Here is a 15641-nt window from a genome sequence, read left to right on the forward strand (position 1 = left end):
TTCAACAAACTTGCCATCACCGGGAATCAATGGACTGGGTTAGGATTGGGGAGAAGGGGAGCATTTTCCCCCTGGTTGCTAATTTTCCGGCTTTAACCGCAAGCCCAAGCTATTTCCTATGTCCCCTGTTTATCTCTGGATTGTAGCAGGCACCATACTCTGCCTTGTGGAAGTTATCTTCCCAGTGGATTTTGTGGCCGTTGTGATGGGATTAAGCGCTGTGGCTACCGCTGGGGTGGCCCTATTGGTCCCCGGCAGTTTTGCGCTCCAGTCTCTTTTTTGGTTGGGGTTATCGGTGTTGTCGATTATTTTACTGCGGCGTTTTCTGCCCCGGCCCAGCCGCAAAAGCATTCTCCAGGATGCAGTGGAAGGGCAATGTCTAACAGCTATTTTGCCCGGGGAAACCGGTCGGGTGCTCTATGAGGGGAACTCCTGGCGAGCGGAATGTCAGGATCCAGATGTGGCGATCGCCGTCGATGAAAAGGTTTATGTGGTGGGGCGCAGTGGCAATACGTTATTGGTTTATCCGGCTAATGCTCTCCCAGGGCGATCAGACATCCAACACCCCAATTTCTGATAAGAAGAGTGATGCGAATTTTGGTAACAAACCCAGCCCCCATGACCTGTTTACCCCCGTGGATAATTATTGATCCTTGGCTCCAGCAATGGTTGGCGGAGGACATTGGCCGGGGAGATTGGTCTACCCAGGGTCTCGGTTTACAGCATCGAGGCCAGGCCCGCTGGGTGGCCAAAGAAGGCGGTGTGATAGCTGGATTGCCTATAGCCGCGCGTATTTTTCAATTGTTAGATTCTTCCATGGAATTTGAGGTCTTGGCTGGGGAAGGGCAAACGGTGACGGCGGGTACGGTGGTGGCCACCATGGCAGGGGATTTAGGCAGTTTACTGACCGGAGAAAGGGTTGCTCTCAACTTAGCTATGGGTTTGAGCGGCATTGCCACCATGACGAAACAATACGTCCAGGCGATCGCCGACTATCCCACCCGCTTTGTCGATACGAGAAAAACCACCCCAGGGCTGCGGGTGTTGGAAAAATATGCCAGTCGTTTGGGGGGAGCCATTAACCATCGCTTTGGTTTGGATGATGCGGTGATGGTCAAAGATAACCATATCCAAGCGGCGGGAAGCATTACCCAAGCGGTGCAAACCCTACGGCAAAATTTACCCTATCCCCTGGCCATTGAAGTGGAAACCAGCAGTTTAGAAGAAGTGGAAGAGGCGATCGCCGCCCAGGTGGAAATCATTATGCTGGATAACATGGATACGGCAACCATGACCCAGGCAGTGGAGCTAATTCGCCAAGCTAATTCCCTAATCCGCATTGAAGCTTCCGGCAACGTTACCCTGGCCAACATTACGGCGATCGCCAGCACCGGGGTGGACTTTATCTCCAGCAGTGCCCCCATCACCCGTTCTCCCTGGTTAGACTTAAGTATGCAAATTGTACGAAATTGAACAAATCTGGCTAAATTTATCCCTAGCCTCGGAAACTTAAACTGAAGTCGAGCCATCTTCAATAGGCAGTGACGGCTTGCCCGCAGTCCATGGCTATTTTCCTCTGCTTCCCCCCAGCCCCAAGTTTTTATGAGTAACTCTGATTTCCTGTCTTTTTTCCCCGAGTCTGAAAACGCTGGCCCAGCAGACGTTAGCGTCGAAGAATTGGCCCTACTGTTCAATGGGTTGAATGAAGAAGTACAGGAACAGGTAAATTCCTCTGAAAATGAGGATTTCAGCGCCATGTTGGACGGCATCGAAATGTTGGAAGAAATGTTGGTGGAAACGGAGCTAGCAGGGGAAGAAGCTCTCCAGGAAATGACCCCCTTGGAACAGGAAACGTCCGTCATGTTTGAAGGAGACGATTTGCAGTATGAAGAAGTGGATGAGGATAACTTTGCTCCCAGTGTGCTAGTTCCGCCTTTTCTCCGGGCCCATGAAGCCTTACAGGAACAGGTTGTTAGTCTAGGACAACGTCTAGCTGCTACGGAACAGGAACTCCTGGGGCACCAACGTCGGGCTTCCAGTGCTGAGAATTTAATTCAAGACCAGGCGATCGCCCTCACCCAAGCCCAGGAACAATTGGCCCATACGGTGGCGGAATTGCAGGTTTACCAAGAAGCGTGTAAACAGCAACAGTTACAGGTGGAAACCCTGACGGAACAGTTGGCCGCCAGCCAGGATTTGATCATTGCCCAACAAAATCAGTTGCACAGTGGGGAGCATAGCAATAGCAATGAGGTGGAAATTCAAGAACTTCGCACCCAGGTTAATGGTTTAAAGGCGGAAAATGAACAACTAAAAGGACAGATCACTGGCCACGACTCAGAGGTGGCCCGCTTTGAGCAACAACTTGCTGAACTAAGTGCCCGCTTACAACGACAACAACGCTACGCCCTCCAATATAAATCTGCCTTGGAACAATACCTCGCCCAACCCGACCTCCTTCCCATGGAAGCCATTGGAGAGGTGGTAGCTAACGTAACAACCCAATCTAAGGAAGTGAAACCCTGGGCCAGCGTGGGGGATGTGTTGGCTTCATTTACCAGGGGCAATGCCGAGCCGGCCAGTGCTCCGGTGGCGGATCTCACACCGGGCTTGGTAAATTTTTCCCCTTCCCCGGACAAAGAGCCTGCTGACCGGCCATCGGCAAGCAAGAAGGAGCGAAAAGAGCAAAAGAATCAAGCAGAAGAAGTTCCTTTTTCCCCTCCCTTGGAGCAAGCTAAATCCATTGCCCCTATCCCCGCCATTGACCGACTCAGTTTTGCGGTTAAGGAACCAAAACCTTCCCGTCGCCCCATTGATTTACCTGGCTTTTTACCCCGCTCTACTCCAATGGGGTAATCTTCAGCGGTAATGTTGAACAAAGACGGTAGAGATTGATTTTCTTACTGTTACTTGGGGGCAGTTTATTTTTCTTAGATATTCATGAGTAATCTTTCGATCGCCGATGGGATTCGCCTCGGCATTGCAGTGGGGGTGGCCAAGACTGTTACGGCCGTGGTCAAAGCCCTGCGGTTGGGGTCTGCCAGTGTGTTACCGGGGGAAATTGCCCGTCGTTTACATCCAAAGATGTTGGGACTGTTGGCCCAGCAGGTGTCCCAGGGGGTAATTTTAGTGGTGGGCACCAACGGCAAAACCACCACCTCGTTGCTATTGCGAAAAATTTTAGTGGATCAGGGCCATCGAGTCACCCACAATGCCACCGGCGCTAATTTAATCAATGGTTTAATCACCGCTTTACTCGCCGATGCCAATTTGTTCGGGCGTTTATCCACCGATTTTGCCATTTTAGAAGTGGATGAAAATGTGCTTCCTTTGGTGTTAAAGGATTGTCAACCCAGGGCAATTTTGGCTTTGAATCTTTTCCGGGATCAACTGGACCGTTACGGCGAAGTGGATAGCATTAGCCAGCGTTGGCAAAAGGCGATCGCCCCTTTACCGGAAAACACCATCATTGCGGTCAATGCCGACGACCCCACCCTCTCCCATCTAGGGCAAAGGTTAGCCCAACGGGTTTGTTACTTTGGCCTGAGCGAGCCGGATTTGTACCTGGAAGAAATTCCCCATGCGGTGGATTCCATTTACTGTCCCCAGTGCGGCACTTCCCTGGATTATCGGGGAGTTTACCTTTCCCATTTGGGGGATTATCAGTGTCCAAGCTGTGGATTCCAAAAAAGTCAGCCCGCTTTCCACAGTAGTGAGTGGCCCCAAATTCTCATCGGTGTTTATAACAAATACAACACCCTCGCCGCCGGTTTGGTAGCCCAACAATTGGGGGTGAACACAGAAAATATTTTCAACAATATTCACAGTTTCAAGGCTGCCTTTGGGCGGGCGGAGGAATTGGACGTAGAGGGCAAACATGTCCGTATTTTGTTGTCTAAAAATCCAGTGGGTTTAAATGAAACCATCCGGGCCGTCAATGACCTCAAACTCCAGGGACAGTGCTCCACCACTTTGTTAGTGCTCAATGACCGTATTGCCGATGGCACCGATGTTTCTTGGATTTGGGATGTGGATACAGAACCCCTAGTAGCTTCCGGGGGCACTTTTGTTGTCAGTGGCGATCGCCTTTATGACATGGCTCTGCGTTTGCAATATAGCCAGGAAAATTTAATTCAACCTAGCCAAGCGGAGGAACCGTGGGATGGCCAGACATCAAGGCTAATTTTGGAAGAAAATCTCGAAAAAGCCGTGCAGATTGCTTTGGAGCTAACCCCAGCAGAGGAAACTCTCCATATTATTCCCACCTACACCGCCATGTTGGAAGTGCGGGGCATCCTCACTGGCCGAAAAATTCTCTAGGACTTGTTGGAGTCCCCCTGGGCTCCCAATGATGGGGGGGGATTTTTATTAAGACTCCCGCCATGCCAGCATGAGTAACGCATTGACAATACCTGCGGCCACGGGGGAACCACCTTTGTTACCCTCAACCCTAATTTGCGGGCAAGGTAGTAAGGACAAGGCTTTTTTCGCTTCTAAAACCCCAATGAAACCTACCGGAACACCAATAACTAGGGCCGGTTTTGCTTTACCTGCGGCGATCGCCCGACAGAGGGTTAACAAGGCGGTGGGGGCATTGCCGATGACATAGATAGCTTCGGGAAATTGGGCAATACAGCGGTCCATGCCGGTTTCAGTGCGGGTTTTTCCTGGGTCAGCGGTGGTAGCAAAATCGATCGCCGTTTGGATGGGGTTGTTAAAAGTGCGCTGGACTAAACCTTGGATGCCCTGTTTGACCATATTCACATCCACCACAATGGTTTGGCCGTGGCGTAAACTTTCTATTCCCCTGGCGATCGCCTGATGTTCCGGCAGATCTGGATCAAACTCAGCCTGGGGTAAATCCGGGGCAAAACGGAGTAAATGCAAAAAATCAAAATCCGCTGTGCTGTGGATCACCCGGCGGGCAATGGCATACTCCTGGGGAAATAAATCATGGGGCCCCACAGAACGATCAATGTGGGCAAAGCTTTCTAGCAAAATGGGATGTTCTAGGGGAATCATGGGTTGTTAGATTCCGGCAAAATCCGACCAATGGTGCTATTTTCCGGGCGGAAAGTTTCTTGGGCCACCCGTTGAATATCCTCTGGGGTCACCGCGGCGATCGCCTCTAGGCGGGCAAACAAATTACGCCAATCCCCGGTGCGGACGTTATATTTCACCAGCAGTTGGGCCATGCCCATATTGGAATTGAGGGATTGCAAAGCGGAAGTTTGCAGTAAATTTTGGGCCCGCTCCAATTCCTCCGGGGTAACGGGTTCCATTTTTAGCCGTTCAATTTCCCCATGCAGGGCAGTGCTAAGGTCGTCCAAACTGCGACCGGGGGCACTCTGGGCATAGAACATTAATAAATTGGGAAATTTATCCGCTGGAAAACCGTTAAAGCCCTGGGCCATCAACGCCAACTGTTTTTCTTCCACTAGGGATTGATAAAGGCGGGAAGTGCGGCCACTGCTCAAAATAGTCGTCATCACGTCAAACACCGCACTGTCAAGGTCGTCAAAAGCGGGGCTATGGTAACCCTCGAAGTACCAAGGTTGGGAGGGTAGGGTCAGATTAATTTCCTTCTGCTGCGTCTGGGGGGGCTCCACCACCGTGACCTGGGGCGTAGGGGGGCGCTTGGGGAAACGACCAAAATATTTCTGCGCCAAACTTTTTACCTGGTCAACCTTAACATCCCCCACCACAGCAATGGTCATGTTACCGGGGATGTAGTATTTTTCATAAAAATCCGTCACGTCCTGGCGGGAAAGATTGCGGATATCCTCGTCATAACCAATCACCGGGCGGCGGTAGGGATGTTTGGTAAAAGCTGTATCTAAAAATTCCTCCACCATTTGCCCCACTGGGTTATTTTCGGTCCGCATGCGCCGCTCTTCCAGAATCACCTCCTGCTCTTGGTAAAATTCCCGAAATACCGGCTCTAAAAACCGCTCCGACTCCAGGGACATCCACAGTTCCAGTTTGTTAGAAGGCAAACTGTAAAAGTAAAAAGTAGCATCGGCACTGGTGGCCGCATTTAAACCCACGCCCCCGGCCATCTGGATAATTTGACCAAATTCGTTTTGCTTGATTAAATCCTGGGCCTGCTGTTGGATTTGCTTAAATTGCTCCTGTAACTTTTGCTCTGCTGTCTTATCTCCTTTGGCCCTGGCGGTGGTGATTTGGACAAACACTTGGTCTAACTGATCCAACAACTGTTGTTCCTGGGCAAAATCCTTGGTGCCAATGCGTTCCGTTCCTTTAAACGCCATGTGTTCCAAAAAGTGGGCCACCCCCGTTTTTCCCACTGGTTCGTCCACGCCCCCCACGTCGAAGTAGGTGTAAAAAGAGACCACTGGAGCCTCATTATTTTCCATCACAATAAATTTCAAGCCATTGTCGAGTTGAAATTCCGTTATCCTCTGGATCGCCCGGTTGAGGTAGGGAGTAAGGGTTTGGCTATTGCGGTTATTGGTGGGGGCCAAATCGGCGGCGATCGCCGGATGGGACCAAAGCCCAGGGCCATGGAGAACCAATATTAGGGCGGAGACCAGCAAACAACGGAACAGGGAACGGAAGACAGGCAGAGGCATGGGGAAAATGAATAACCAACGCAAACTATTTATAGCAACTACTTTAGATGATCTGGGCTGACAACCTTGGCGCTTGCCGGGAGGGATCAATCAACATTAAAATTTGTAACAGTGCCGATTTAGCGGGCCAGTCAAAGTCAAATCAAAGGGTAAAGCCGAAATGCGTGTTGCAATTGTGGGAGCAGGATTGGCGGGAATGGCCACCGCAGTGGAATTGGTAGATGCGGGGCACGAAGTTGAACTGTACGAAGCCCGTAGTTTCATCGGCGGCAAAGTGGGCAGTTGGGTGGACGGCGACGGCAATCACATTGAAATGGGTCTGCACGTTTTCTTTGGCTGTTACTACAACCTTTTTAACCTGATGGAAAAGGTGGGGGCCAAGCAAAACCTACGGCTCAAGGAACATACCCACACCTTTGTTAACCAAGGGGGCCGCATTGGCGAACTGGATTTTCGTTTCCTCACCGGTGCTCCCTTCAACGGATTAAAAGCATTTTTCACCACGTCTCAACTGGACACCAAAGATAAAATTGCCAACTCCATCGCCCTGGCCACCAGTCCCATTGTGCGGGGCTTAGTGGACTTTGACGGAGCCATGAAAACCATCCGAGATTTGGACAGAGTTAGCTTTGCAGAATGGTTCCTTAGCAAAGGGGGCAACAAAGGCAGTTTGAAAAAAATGTGGGACCCGATCGCCTATGCGTTGGGTTTTATCGATACGGAAAATATTTCTGCCCGCTGTATGCTGACCATTTTCCAACTGTTTGCCGCCCGCACGGAAGCGTCAGTGTTGCGGATGTTGGAAGGTTCCCCCCAGGAATATTTACACAAACCCATTCAGGAATATTTAGAACAACGGGGCACCAAGTTTTACACCAGGCACAAAGTTAAGGAAATTAAAACCAAAGTTACGGACGGGGAAACCAGGGTAACGGGGTTAATTATCAATGACGGCGTAGAAACCAAAACCGTAACCGCCGATGCTTATGTGGCCGCCTGTGACGTGCCGGGCATCAAAAATTTGTTGCCGGAAAATTGGCGCACCCAATGGGACTTTTTTAACAAAATCTATTACCTGGACACCGTTCCCGTCGCCACGGTGCAACTGCGCTTTGACGGTTGGGTAACGGAGATGAATGATCCCGCTAAACGCAAACAGTTGGAACAGGCCTTTGGCTTAGATAATTTGCTCTACACCAGCGACGCAGAGTTTTCCTGTTTTGCCGACCTCGCCCTCACTAGCCCCGCCGACTATTACCGTCCAGGGGAAGGTTCCCTATTACAACTGGTATTGACCCCCGGTGATCCCTTTATGAAAGAATCCAACGAGGCGATCGCCTATCGGGTACTCAAACAAGTCAAAGCTCTTTTCCCCTCAACGGCGGATTTAAATATGACTTGGTACAGCGTGGTGAAACTAGCCCAATCTTTGTACCGGGAAGCACCGGGCATGGACCTGTTCCGCCCCAGCCAAGAAACCCCCATTGCCAACTTCTTTTTAGCCGGTAGCTACACCCAACAGGATTACATCGATAGTATGGAGGGGGCTACCCTGTCCGGTCGTCAAGCGGCCCAGGCAATTTTGACCAACCAAGCCCGTTTGCAAACTGCAGTCCTGGCATCTCAGTAATTTTGGTAAACATCGGCAAAACCCATGGCTAATTGGTTAGAACATAGTGTGCAAGTGGAAGTGGATGCCCCCATCGAATTGGTGTGGCAACTGTGGTCTGACCTGGAGCAGATGCCCCGCTGGATGAAATGGATTGATTCCGTCAAAGTACTTGAGGACAATCCCGACCTTTCCCGCTGGAAGTTGGCCAGTGGCAGTTTGGAATTCACCTGGTTATCACGGATTACTAAATTAATTTCCCAACAAATAATCCAATGGGAATCGGTGGATGGTTTACCCAACCGGGGCGCAGTGCGTTTTTACGATCGCCATGGCAAAAGCATTGTCCGCCTCACCATCGCCTATAACGTACCGGGCTGGTTGGCATTGCTAATGGATAATCTCTTCCTCGGTCGGGTGGTGGAATCCACTATTCAAGCTGACTTGGAACGATTTCGGGAATATATCAATAATTTGCAGGCTTCCTGAGGTAAGTTTGCGCTGAATAGTAGAACTAAGACTAATGGTGCCGATTACTGATCAACATTGAAAGGATTAAGTAAACAAACTCCCGTAGCAACAAAATCCTTCACATTGCGAGTAATTGGGAATGTCGGGTTTGGTTGTTTGGATTAATCACTTAATCGGATGGAGAAATCTTGCAGAGATTCATCGTAAACCTGAACCAAAGAAGACACAGGCTTGGAATTTAACCAAACGCTGTACAAATGGGCGAAAATTTAGACACTGTGCAGAGTTTCAATAGGATAAATTCAATGAAATATTTCCCTTTGAGCAATGGGGAGCAGATTCCCGCCCTGGGTTTGGGAACATGGAAATCGTCCCCTCAGGTAGTGGGTCAAGCCGTTGAGCAAGCTTTGGACTTGGGGTATCGTCACCTTGACTGTGCTGCTATCTATGGCAATGAAGCAGAAATTGGAGCTACTTTAGCCAAGGCTTTCACCAAGGGGGTGGTCAAGCGAGAGGAACTCTGGATTACCTCCAAGCTGTGGAGTAATGCCCACCATCCCGACGCGGTTTTACCTGCTCTCGAAAAAACTTTGCAGGATTTGGGTCTAGATTATTTGGATCTATATCTAATCCATTGGCCGGTGGTCATTCAACCCGATGTTGGATTTCCTGAATCCGGTGATCAGTTACTACCATTTACCCCGGCCTCCCTAGAAGGAACCTGGCAAGCGTTGGAGAAGGCCGTTGATTTGGGACTCTGTCACCATATTGGGGTGTCTAATTTCAGCCTGAAGAAGTTGGAAATGGTGCTGTCCATGGCCCGTATTCCCCCCGCTGTCAATCAGGTGGAATTGCACCCCTACCTCCAACAATCAGACTTGCTAACGTTTGCCAACTCGCAAAACATTTTACTAACAGCCTATTCTCCCCTGGGCTCTGGCGATCGCCCGGCAGCCTTCCAACAAGCAGCAGAACCGAAATTACTAACTGACCCAGTGATTAATGGGATTGCAGCTGAACAAGGGTGCAGTGCGGCCCAAGTCCTTTTGGCCTGGGCCATTCAACGAGGAACCGTAACCATTCCGAAGTCGGTTAATCCTGAACGACTAGAACAAAATTTGAGGGCGGCAGATATCACCCTCACGGATAGCGAGATGGCGAAAATTGCCCTATTAGACCGTCATTACCGCTATGTGTCGGGAGAGTTTTGGATGATGCCGGGCAGTCCCTATACGTTACAAAACCTATGGGATGAAATTTAAACCTTAAGATATTACAGAAACTTATCGCAGAGGGAAGAAAGCGTGATGACTCTCGAACCGAACCAGGAACAACTGAAAAAAATGAAATCCCATCCTGGTTTCATTGCCGCCCTAGACCAAAGCGGTGGTAGTACTCCAGGGGCGTTGGCCGATTATAGAATCGAACCCAATACCTATTCTGGTGACGACCAAATGTTCGCACTGGTGCATCAAATGCGGACCAGGATCATGACCAGTCCCTGCTTCACTGGCGATCGGATTTTGGCCGCAATCCTGTTTGAGGACACCATGGACCGGGAAGTTGATGGGGAGCCCACGGCCAACTACCTTTGGCAAAACAAACAAATCGTCCCGATTTTGAAGGTAGACAAGGGACTGGCCGAAGAAAAGGATGGAGTCCAGTTGATGAAGCCCATACCCCAGCTTGACAGCCTGCTAATGAAGGCCAGGAAACAGGGCATCTTCGGTACCAAAATGCGTTCATTTATCAAACATGCCAATCCCGCCGGTATCGAGGCGATCGTGAACCAGCAATTCGAGCTAGCCCAGCAGATCATTGCCGCCGGCCTGGTGCCAATCATTGAGCCGGAGGTGGATATTCACTGCTCGGAGAAAGCTCAGGCGGAAGCGTTACTCAAACAAGCCATGCTGAAACATCTCAACCAATTACCCAAAGGACAGTGGGTGATGCTCAAACTCACTCTGCCGGAGCAAGGCAACCTTTATAGCAATTGCATCGAACATGCCAATGTCTTGAGAGTGGTTGCTTTGTCGGGGGGCTACTCCCAAGCGGAAGCTAATAAACGTCTATGCAGGAATCACGGTGTCATAGCAAGCTTTTCACGAGCTTTGACTGAGGGACTAACGGCCCAACAAACTGATGCTGAGTTCAACACCATGTTGGACGAATCCATTGAAAAAATCTATCAGGCATCGATTACGTAGTCCATGTTAAGTAAAAATCCCATACCTTTAAGGAGCTAAGGGGCACCCGAATCACAACACGGTGAAACTTGCCCCTGCCATCCTCTTGTCTGACTTTACCCTTTAATATCATTCAAAAAATTCAAAATAAATTTTCCAAAATGCACTCAGTCAAATTGTGGTAGCCCAAATCATTAAAATGGGCGTCGTGTTTATGGTACATGTCTCGATTCCAAGTGCAGATTTCTAGCAAGGGAACATACTCCAATCCTATTTGCTTGATATCACTTCCAATTTCCAGGGAGTACTTATTACTGAAAGTTTCTCCTTTTTCCGGGATATGGACGACACGAACAACCGCGTTGGGAAAACTATTTTTAATCTCTCTTAAACTAGCTAAGGCATTTTTGTATAGCTCGTTTTTGTCATACTCATTAGCCTGATTAAATTTAAGATGAGGACAAAAATGAACGAGTGAACTTTGATTTTTGCCCAAACTATACACATCACAGGCTAGATTATACAGACGTAACTGTTGCAGAAAATTTAGCTTGGTTTCCTCCGAAGAACCCTTAGTTTCATATAATTTCTTGGCCCGGTCTACCAATTCTTCTTGACTATCGTTGTAGTCGGCAATGTACATAACTGGAGGGTAATTTTCTACGCATTCCTTAGTGTTTGCTTGCTGGCAAAACCAGAGGGCTTGGTCTTGGATTAACGGATACCACAAAGTCCGAAAAAAGTCATTACCAATGACCATGATATTAATTTCATCAAAATGCGCCTCATCTTTAACACTTGTCAGTAATTGTTGAAATTGTTTGACCCCAGCGCCGGTGATACCAAGGTTGTATAGACTGATCTCTGGGCGATCCAAACGTCGCCTTAGTTGACTGATCCAGGACTTATTGCCCCCATCTCCGGCGGTGAAAGAGTCACCGACAAACACAACTTTTTTGCCGGGGGCGGAATCAAAATTGTAGTCTACGTCATCTATAAAACCGAGGTTATTGGTGCCATAGACAATGTCGTAATCAACTTCATCCCCATAGATAGCAACACTTCTAATTTTCGTTCTTGGCTCATACCTAACAGTTTTATCCTCCGTTCTCACCAGGGAAGGCTTGGTAAAAAATAAAATTCGGTCATAGAGACTGTATTTACCTATGCCAGTTAACCTCAATGCAATTTCAGCTATTACCAAACTAAGGACAATTGAAGCAAGAATTAAAGCAGTATTTTGACCAATTTTAATAATTTTGGGGGCGGGCATTGTTTTATCAGAAAAATAGGTTGAATGCCCCTTTACCTAAGGCAGCGGAGGATGTGAATGGAACAATGGGGGCAATGAGATTTCCATAAAGTACTCTATTTTGCTCCTTTTCCATCGGAAGACACGGCAACAGTAGACCGGGGACAGACCGAGTTGACATATCAAGTTTTTTTGATGTAAGATTATTCCATCAAGTTTTTTTGATGGGTTGTCATGGTCAATCGCATTAACCCCAAAGCCATTAAGGCTGGGGGAACGCTCAATTTGTTTGAAAAATACCTTACCCTCTGGGTTGCCCTTTGTATCGTCATTGGCATTGCCCTGGGGAAGTTATTGCCCGCGGTGGCCCAAACCCTCGATTCCTGGAGCATTTATAACGTTTCCATTCCGATCGCCATCTGCTTGTTTTTCATGATGTACCCCATCATGGTGAAAATTGATTTTTCCCAGGCACGACAAGCGGTCAAGGCTCCTAAGCCGGTGATATTGACCCTGGTGGTGAATTGGGTAATTAAACCGTTTACGATGGTGATTTTTGCCCAGTTTTTCCTGGGTTATCTTTTCGCCCCGTTGTTGACTGCGACGGAGATAATCCGGGGGCAAGAGGTAACCTTAGCCAATTCCTACATTGCCGGTTGCATTTTGCTCGGTATTGCGCCCTGTACCGCCATGGTATTGATGTGGGGTTACCTTTCCTATAGCAATCAGGGTTTAACCTTGGTGATGGTGGCGGTCAATTCTTTGGCTATGCTATTCCTTTACGCACCTTTGGGTAAATGGCTGTTGGCGGCCAGTAACTTGACAGTGCCTTGGCAAACCATTGTCTTGTCGGTGTTAATTTACGTGGGTTTGCCCCTGGCCGCCGGTATTTATAGTCGTTACTGGATTTTGAAACATAAGGGACGGCAATGGTTTGAGAGTCAATTTTTGCATTACCTCAGCCCGATCGCCATTGTGGCTTTGTTATTGACGTTGATTTTGCTCTTTGCTTTTAAGGGGGAATTGATTGTTAATAATCCTCTGCATATTTTTCTAATTGCCGTGCCGTTATTTATCCAAACCAATTTCATCTTTCTCATTACCTATGTTCTGGGGTTAAAACTCAAACTCAGTTACGAAGATGCCGCCCCCGCCGCCCTGATCGGTGCCAGTAATCATTTTGAAGTGGCGATCGCCACCGCTGTGATGTTATTTGGCCTCAATTCTGGAGCTGCTTTGGCCACCGTAGTGGGGGTATTAATTGAAGTGCCAGTGATGTTAATGCTGGTGGAAATTTGCAAAAAAACAGCCTTTTGGTTCCCCAGGGACCCGGAAAAAGCCACTTTGCTAGACCCCCGTTGTATAAATCAAGAAATTAGGATCTAAAAACGTGTTTGGAAAGTTTTATTCTGCCCCCTCAATCGACCAACTAAAGCTCCGGCAATACTGGGGAACTTTCACTCAGTTTCCCCCCAAATTTTGGGGGCCAGGGGGGCTTTTAAAACAAGCTCTAACCAACTTTGCCTAATTGCCAGCAATGACCAACTTTAACCATCCTCCCCGGATTTTATTTCTCTATGGTTCCCTACGGGAACGTTCCTACAGCCGTTTACTGGCGGAAGAAGCGGCCCGCATCATCACCACCATGGGAGCGGAAACCAAATTTTTTGATCCGAGGGAATTACCCCTGCGGGGCCAAGTTCTGGATAGCCACCCCAAAGTTCAAGAATTACTAGAACTAAGCCAATGGTCTGAAGGTCAGGTGTGGTCTTCTCCGGAAATGCACGGCAACATTACAGGAATTCTCAAAAATCAAATTGATTGGATTCCCCTGGAAATTGGTTCCATTCGTCCCACCCAGGGCCGCACCCTAGCGGTGATGCAGGTCAGTGGTGGCTCCCAATCCTTTAACGCCGTTAACACCATGCGCATTCTTGGTCGTTGGATGCGGATGTTTACCATTCCCAACCAATCCTCCGTGGCCAAGGCGTATCAGGAATTCCATGAAGACGGCACCATGAAGGATTCCCCCTATCGGGACCGGGTGGTGGACGTAATGGAAGAACTGTACAAATTCACCCTGCTACTGCGGGACAAGGTGGACTATTTGACCGATCGCCATAGTGAAAGAAAAGCCAAGGCCAATACTGACGGTTAATGTTTTTTGCCAACGCAACTAACTCGAATTCGCTAACTATCTCAATCAGTTAATCAATTTAACCAAGGCTCAAACCATGAAAAAAGTCATGTTCGTTTGCAAACGTAATTCCTGTCGCTCCCAAATGGCAGAGGGCTTTGCCAAAACTTTAGGGGCCGGCAAAATTGCTGTTACCAGTTGTGGACTGGAATCTTCCCGGGTTCATCCCACCGCCATTGCCATGATGGAAGAAGTAGGCATAGACATCAGCGGCCAGACCTCCGACCCCATCGAAAACTTTAACGCCGACGATTACGACGTGGTAATTTCCCTTTGTGGCTGTGGGGTTAATCTGCCGCCGGAATGGGTAACCCAGGAAATTTTTGAAGACTGGCAACTGGAAGATCCCGATGGTCAATCATTGGAAGTTTTTCGCACCGTGCGGGGCCAGGTTAAGGAACGGGTGGAAAACCTGATCGCCAAAATTAGCTGATCTGCCCCATCCCCATTGATACCAACGATACCAAACCCCCAATTTGGCTATATGCTTAGGGAAATGGCTTTTTGCCACGAAACTTCACTAATCGTTATACAAGTTAATCAAAGGAGGGTTGTGGATCTTGGAAACCAATAAAGAAAGGATATTGGTGGTCGATGACGAGGCCAGCATCCGACGCATACTGGAAACCCGTTTATCCATGATTGGCTATGAAGTGGTGACCGCGGCCGACGGTGAAGAGGCGATCGCCACTTTCCATGAGAGCGACCCCGATTTGGTGGTGTTGGATGTGATGATGCCCAAGCTGGACGGCTACGGCGTTTGCCAAGAACTACGTAAAGAATCGGACATTCCCATTATCATGCTCACCGCCCTGGGGGATGTGGCGGATCGTATCACCGGGCTAGAACTGGGGGCCGATGACTATGTGGTCAAACCCTTTTCCCCCAAAGAATTGGAAGCCAGAATTCGTTCCGTACTGCGGCGGGTGGACAAAAACGGTATGCCAGGCATTCCCAGTTCGGGGGTGTTGCAAATTGCCACTATCCGCATTGATACCAACAAGCGTCAGGTGTACAAAGGGGACGAGCGCATCCGGTTAACGGGCATGGAATTTAGCCTGTTGGAACTGTTGGTGAGCCGCTCCGGTGAACCCTTTTCCCGTTCAGAAATTCTCCAGGAAGTGTGGGGTTACACTCCTGAGCGCCATGTGGACACTAGGGTGGTGGATGTACATATTTCCCGCCTGCGGGCCAAACTAGAGGAAGACCCCAGCAATCCCGAATTAATTCTTACTGCCCGGGGCACCGGTTACCTGTTCCAACGCATTCTGGAACCGGGGGAAGAACCGTAATTCCTAGGGATTTACCGAGGAATTTTCAGCCCATTGCCAGT

General features: G+C 48.9%; 15 protein-coding genes. 12 read left to right on the plus strand and 3 right to left on the minus strand.

The window, feature by feature from the left end:
- The first annotated feature begins 118 nt into the window (after positions 1-118).
- From BWK47_RS09135 to BWK47_RS09150, 4 genes are all read left to right on the plus strand, one after another.
- A complete protein-coding gene (locus tag BWK47_RS09135) occupies positions 119-577 on the plus strand; it encodes an NfeD family protein (protein ID WP_162328407.1) in 459 nt (152 codons plus the stop codon).
- Between the two features lie 8 nt (positions 578-585).
- On the plus strand, positions 586-1473 hold the full coding sequence (gene nadC / locus BWK47_RS09140) for a carboxylating nicotinate-nucleotide diphosphorylase (protein WP_162328408.1): 888 nt from the start codon (positions 586-588) through the stop codon (positions 1471-1473).
- 129 nt (positions 1474-1602) lie between these two features.
- Complete coding sequence (locus tag BWK47_RS09145; protein WP_162328409.1) at positions 1603-2856, plus strand: hypothetical protein; 1254 nt, start codon at positions 1603-1605, stop codon at positions 2854-2856.
- A gap of 84 nt (positions 2857-2940) precedes the next feature.
- Positions 2941-4320: a Mur ligase family protein gene (locus BWK47_RS09150; protein ID WP_162328410.1), complete on the plus strand. Its 1380-nt coding sequence runs from the start codon at positions 2941-2943 to the stop codon at positions 4318-4320.
- A gap of 48 nt (positions 4321-4368) precedes the next feature.
- Here BWK47_RS09150 and BWK47_RS09155 read toward each other — a convergent pair whose 3' ends face one another.
- A complete protein-coding gene (locus tag BWK47_RS09155) occupies positions 4369-5022 on the minus strand; it encodes a cobalt-precorrin-8X methylmutase (RefSeq protein WP_162328411.1) in 654 nt (217 codons plus the stop codon).
- Entirely contained in the window at positions 5019-6593 is a 1575-nt protein-coding gene (locus tag BWK47_RS09160; protein ID WP_162328412.1) for a M16 family metallopeptidase, read from the minus strand. The genes BWK47_RS09155 and BWK47_RS09160 overlap by 4 nt, the downstream gene beginning before the upstream one ends.
- 160 nt (positions 6594-6753) lie before the next feature.
- On the opposite strand from BWK47_RS09160, the gene zds reads away from it, so the two are divergent.
- The 4 genes from zds (at position 6754) to BWK47_RS09180 (ending at position 10880) form a co-directional block, all read left to right on the plus strand.
- The gene (zds, locus tag BWK47_RS09165) at positions 6754-8223 is read left to right on the plus strand and encodes a 9,9'-di-cis-zeta-carotene desaturase (protein WP_162328413.1); all 1470 of its coding nucleotides are present in this window, start codon (positions 6754-6756) and stop codon (positions 8221-8223) included.
- Between the two features lie 24 nt (positions 8224-8247).
- On the plus strand, positions 8248-8691 hold the full coding sequence (locus tag BWK47_RS09170; protein WP_162328414.1) for an SRPBCC family protein: 444 nt from the start codon (positions 8248-8250) through the stop codon (positions 8689-8691).
- Positions 8692-8951: 260 nt separating this feature from the next.
- On the plus strand, positions 8952-9935 hold the full coding sequence (locus BWK47_RS09175; protein ID WP_162329658.1) for an aldo/keto reductase: 984 nt from the start codon (positions 8952-8954) through the stop codon (positions 9933-9935).
- A gap of 42 nt (positions 9936-9977) precedes the next feature.
- The gene (locus BWK47_RS09180) at positions 9978-10880 is read left to right on the plus strand and encodes a fructose bisphosphate aldolase (protein ID WP_162328415.1); all 903 of its coding nucleotides are present in this window, start codon (positions 9978-9980) and stop codon (positions 10878-10880) included.
- A 121-nt stretch (positions 10881-11001) separates the two neighbouring features.
- Here BWK47_RS09180 and BWK47_RS09185 read toward each other — a convergent pair whose 3' ends face one another.
- Positions 11002-12132 carry an SGNH/GDSL hydrolase family protein gene (locus BWK47_RS09185; RefSeq protein ID WP_162328416.1) on the minus strand — a complete coding sequence of 377 codons (1131 nt, stop codon included), beginning with the start codon at positions 12130-12132 and terminating at the stop codon, positions 11002-11004.
- 213 nt (positions 12133-12345) lie between these two features.
- Here BWK47_RS09185 and acr3 point away from each other — a divergent pair, with 213 nt between their 5' ends.
- The 4 genes from acr3 (at position 12346) to rpaB (ending at position 15600) form a co-directional block, all read left to right on the plus strand.
- Entirely contained in the window at positions 12346-13497 is a 1152-nt protein-coding gene (gene acr3 / locus BWK47_RS09190; protein WP_010873026.1) for an arsenite efflux transporter Acr3, read from the plus strand.
- A 151-nt stretch (positions 13498-13648) separates the two neighbouring features.
- Positions 13649-14269 (plus strand): arsenical resistance protein ArsH, encoded by a 621-nt coding sequence (arsH, locus tag BWK47_RS09195; protein ID WP_162328417.1) that lies wholly within the window; start codon positions 13649-13651, stop codon positions 14267-14269.
- A gap of 76 nt (positions 14270-14345) precedes the next feature.
- A complete protein-coding gene (locus BWK47_RS09200) occupies positions 14346-14741 on the plus strand; it encodes a thioredoxin-dependent arsenate reductase (RefSeq protein ID WP_010873028.1) in 396 nt (131 codons plus the stop codon).
- A 127-nt stretch (positions 14742-14868) separates the two neighbouring features.
- Positions 14869-15600: a response regulator transcription factor RpaB gene (gene rpaB, locus BWK47_RS09205; protein WP_010873029.1), complete on the plus strand. Its 732-nt coding sequence runs from the start codon at positions 14869-14871 to the stop codon at positions 15598-15600.
- Positions 15601-15641: the final 41 nt, after the last annotated feature.

Origin of the sequence: Synechocystis sp. CACIAM 05 (assembly GCF_010222815.1) — a bacterium.
Classification (GTDB): Bacteria; Cyanobacteriota; Cyanobacteriia; order Cyanobacteriales; family Microcystaceae; genus Synechocystis.

What these genes read in the sequence shown, in the direction of transcription:
- BWK47_RS09135 (WP_162328407.1), top strand. Translation starts at nt 119, where the DNA reads ATGTCCCCTGTTTATCTCTGGATTGTAGCAGGCACCATACTCTGCCTT.
- BWK47_RS09145 (WP_162328409.1), top strand. Translation starts at nt 1,603, where the DNA reads ATGAGTAACTCTGATTTCCTGTCTTTTTTCCCCGAGTCTGAAAACGCT.
- BWK47_RS09150 (WP_162328410.1), top strand. Translation starts at nt 2,941, where the DNA reads ATGAGTAATCTTTCGATCGCCGATGGGATTCGCCTCGGCATTGCAGTG.
- BWK47_RS09155 (WP_162328411.1), bottom strand. Translation starts at nt 5,022, where the DNA reads ATGATTCCCCTAGAACATCCCATTTTGCTAGAAAGCTTTGCCCACATT.
- BWK47_RS09160 (WP_162328412.1), bottom strand. Translation starts at nt 6,593, where the DNA reads ATGCCTCTGCCTGTCTTCCGTTCCCTGTTCCGTTGTTTGCTGGTCTCC.
- zds (WP_162328413.1), top strand. Translation starts at nt 6,754, where the DNA reads ATGCGTGTTGCAATTGTGGGAGCAGGATTGGCGGGAATGGCCACCGCA.
- BWK47_RS09170 (WP_162328414.1), top strand. Translation starts at nt 8,248, where the DNA reads ATGGCTAATTGGTTAGAACATAGTGTGCAAGTGGAAGTGGATGCCCCC.
- BWK47_RS09185 (WP_162328416.1), bottom strand. Translation starts at nt 12,132, where the DNA reads ATGCCCGCCCCCAAAATTATTAAAATTGGTCAAAATACTGCTTTAATT.
- acr3 (WP_010873026.1), top strand. Translation starts at nt 12,346, where the DNA reads ATGGTCAATCGCATTAACCCCAAAGCCATTAAGGCTGGGGGAACGCTC.
- arsH (WP_162328417.1), top strand. Translation starts at nt 13,649, where the DNA reads ATGACCAACTTTAACCATCCTCCCCGGATTTTATTTCTCTATGGTTCC.
- BWK47_RS09200 (WP_010873028.1), top strand. Translation starts at nt 14,346, where the DNA reads ATGAAAAAAGTCATGTTCGTTTGCAAACGTAATTCCTGTCGCTCCCAA.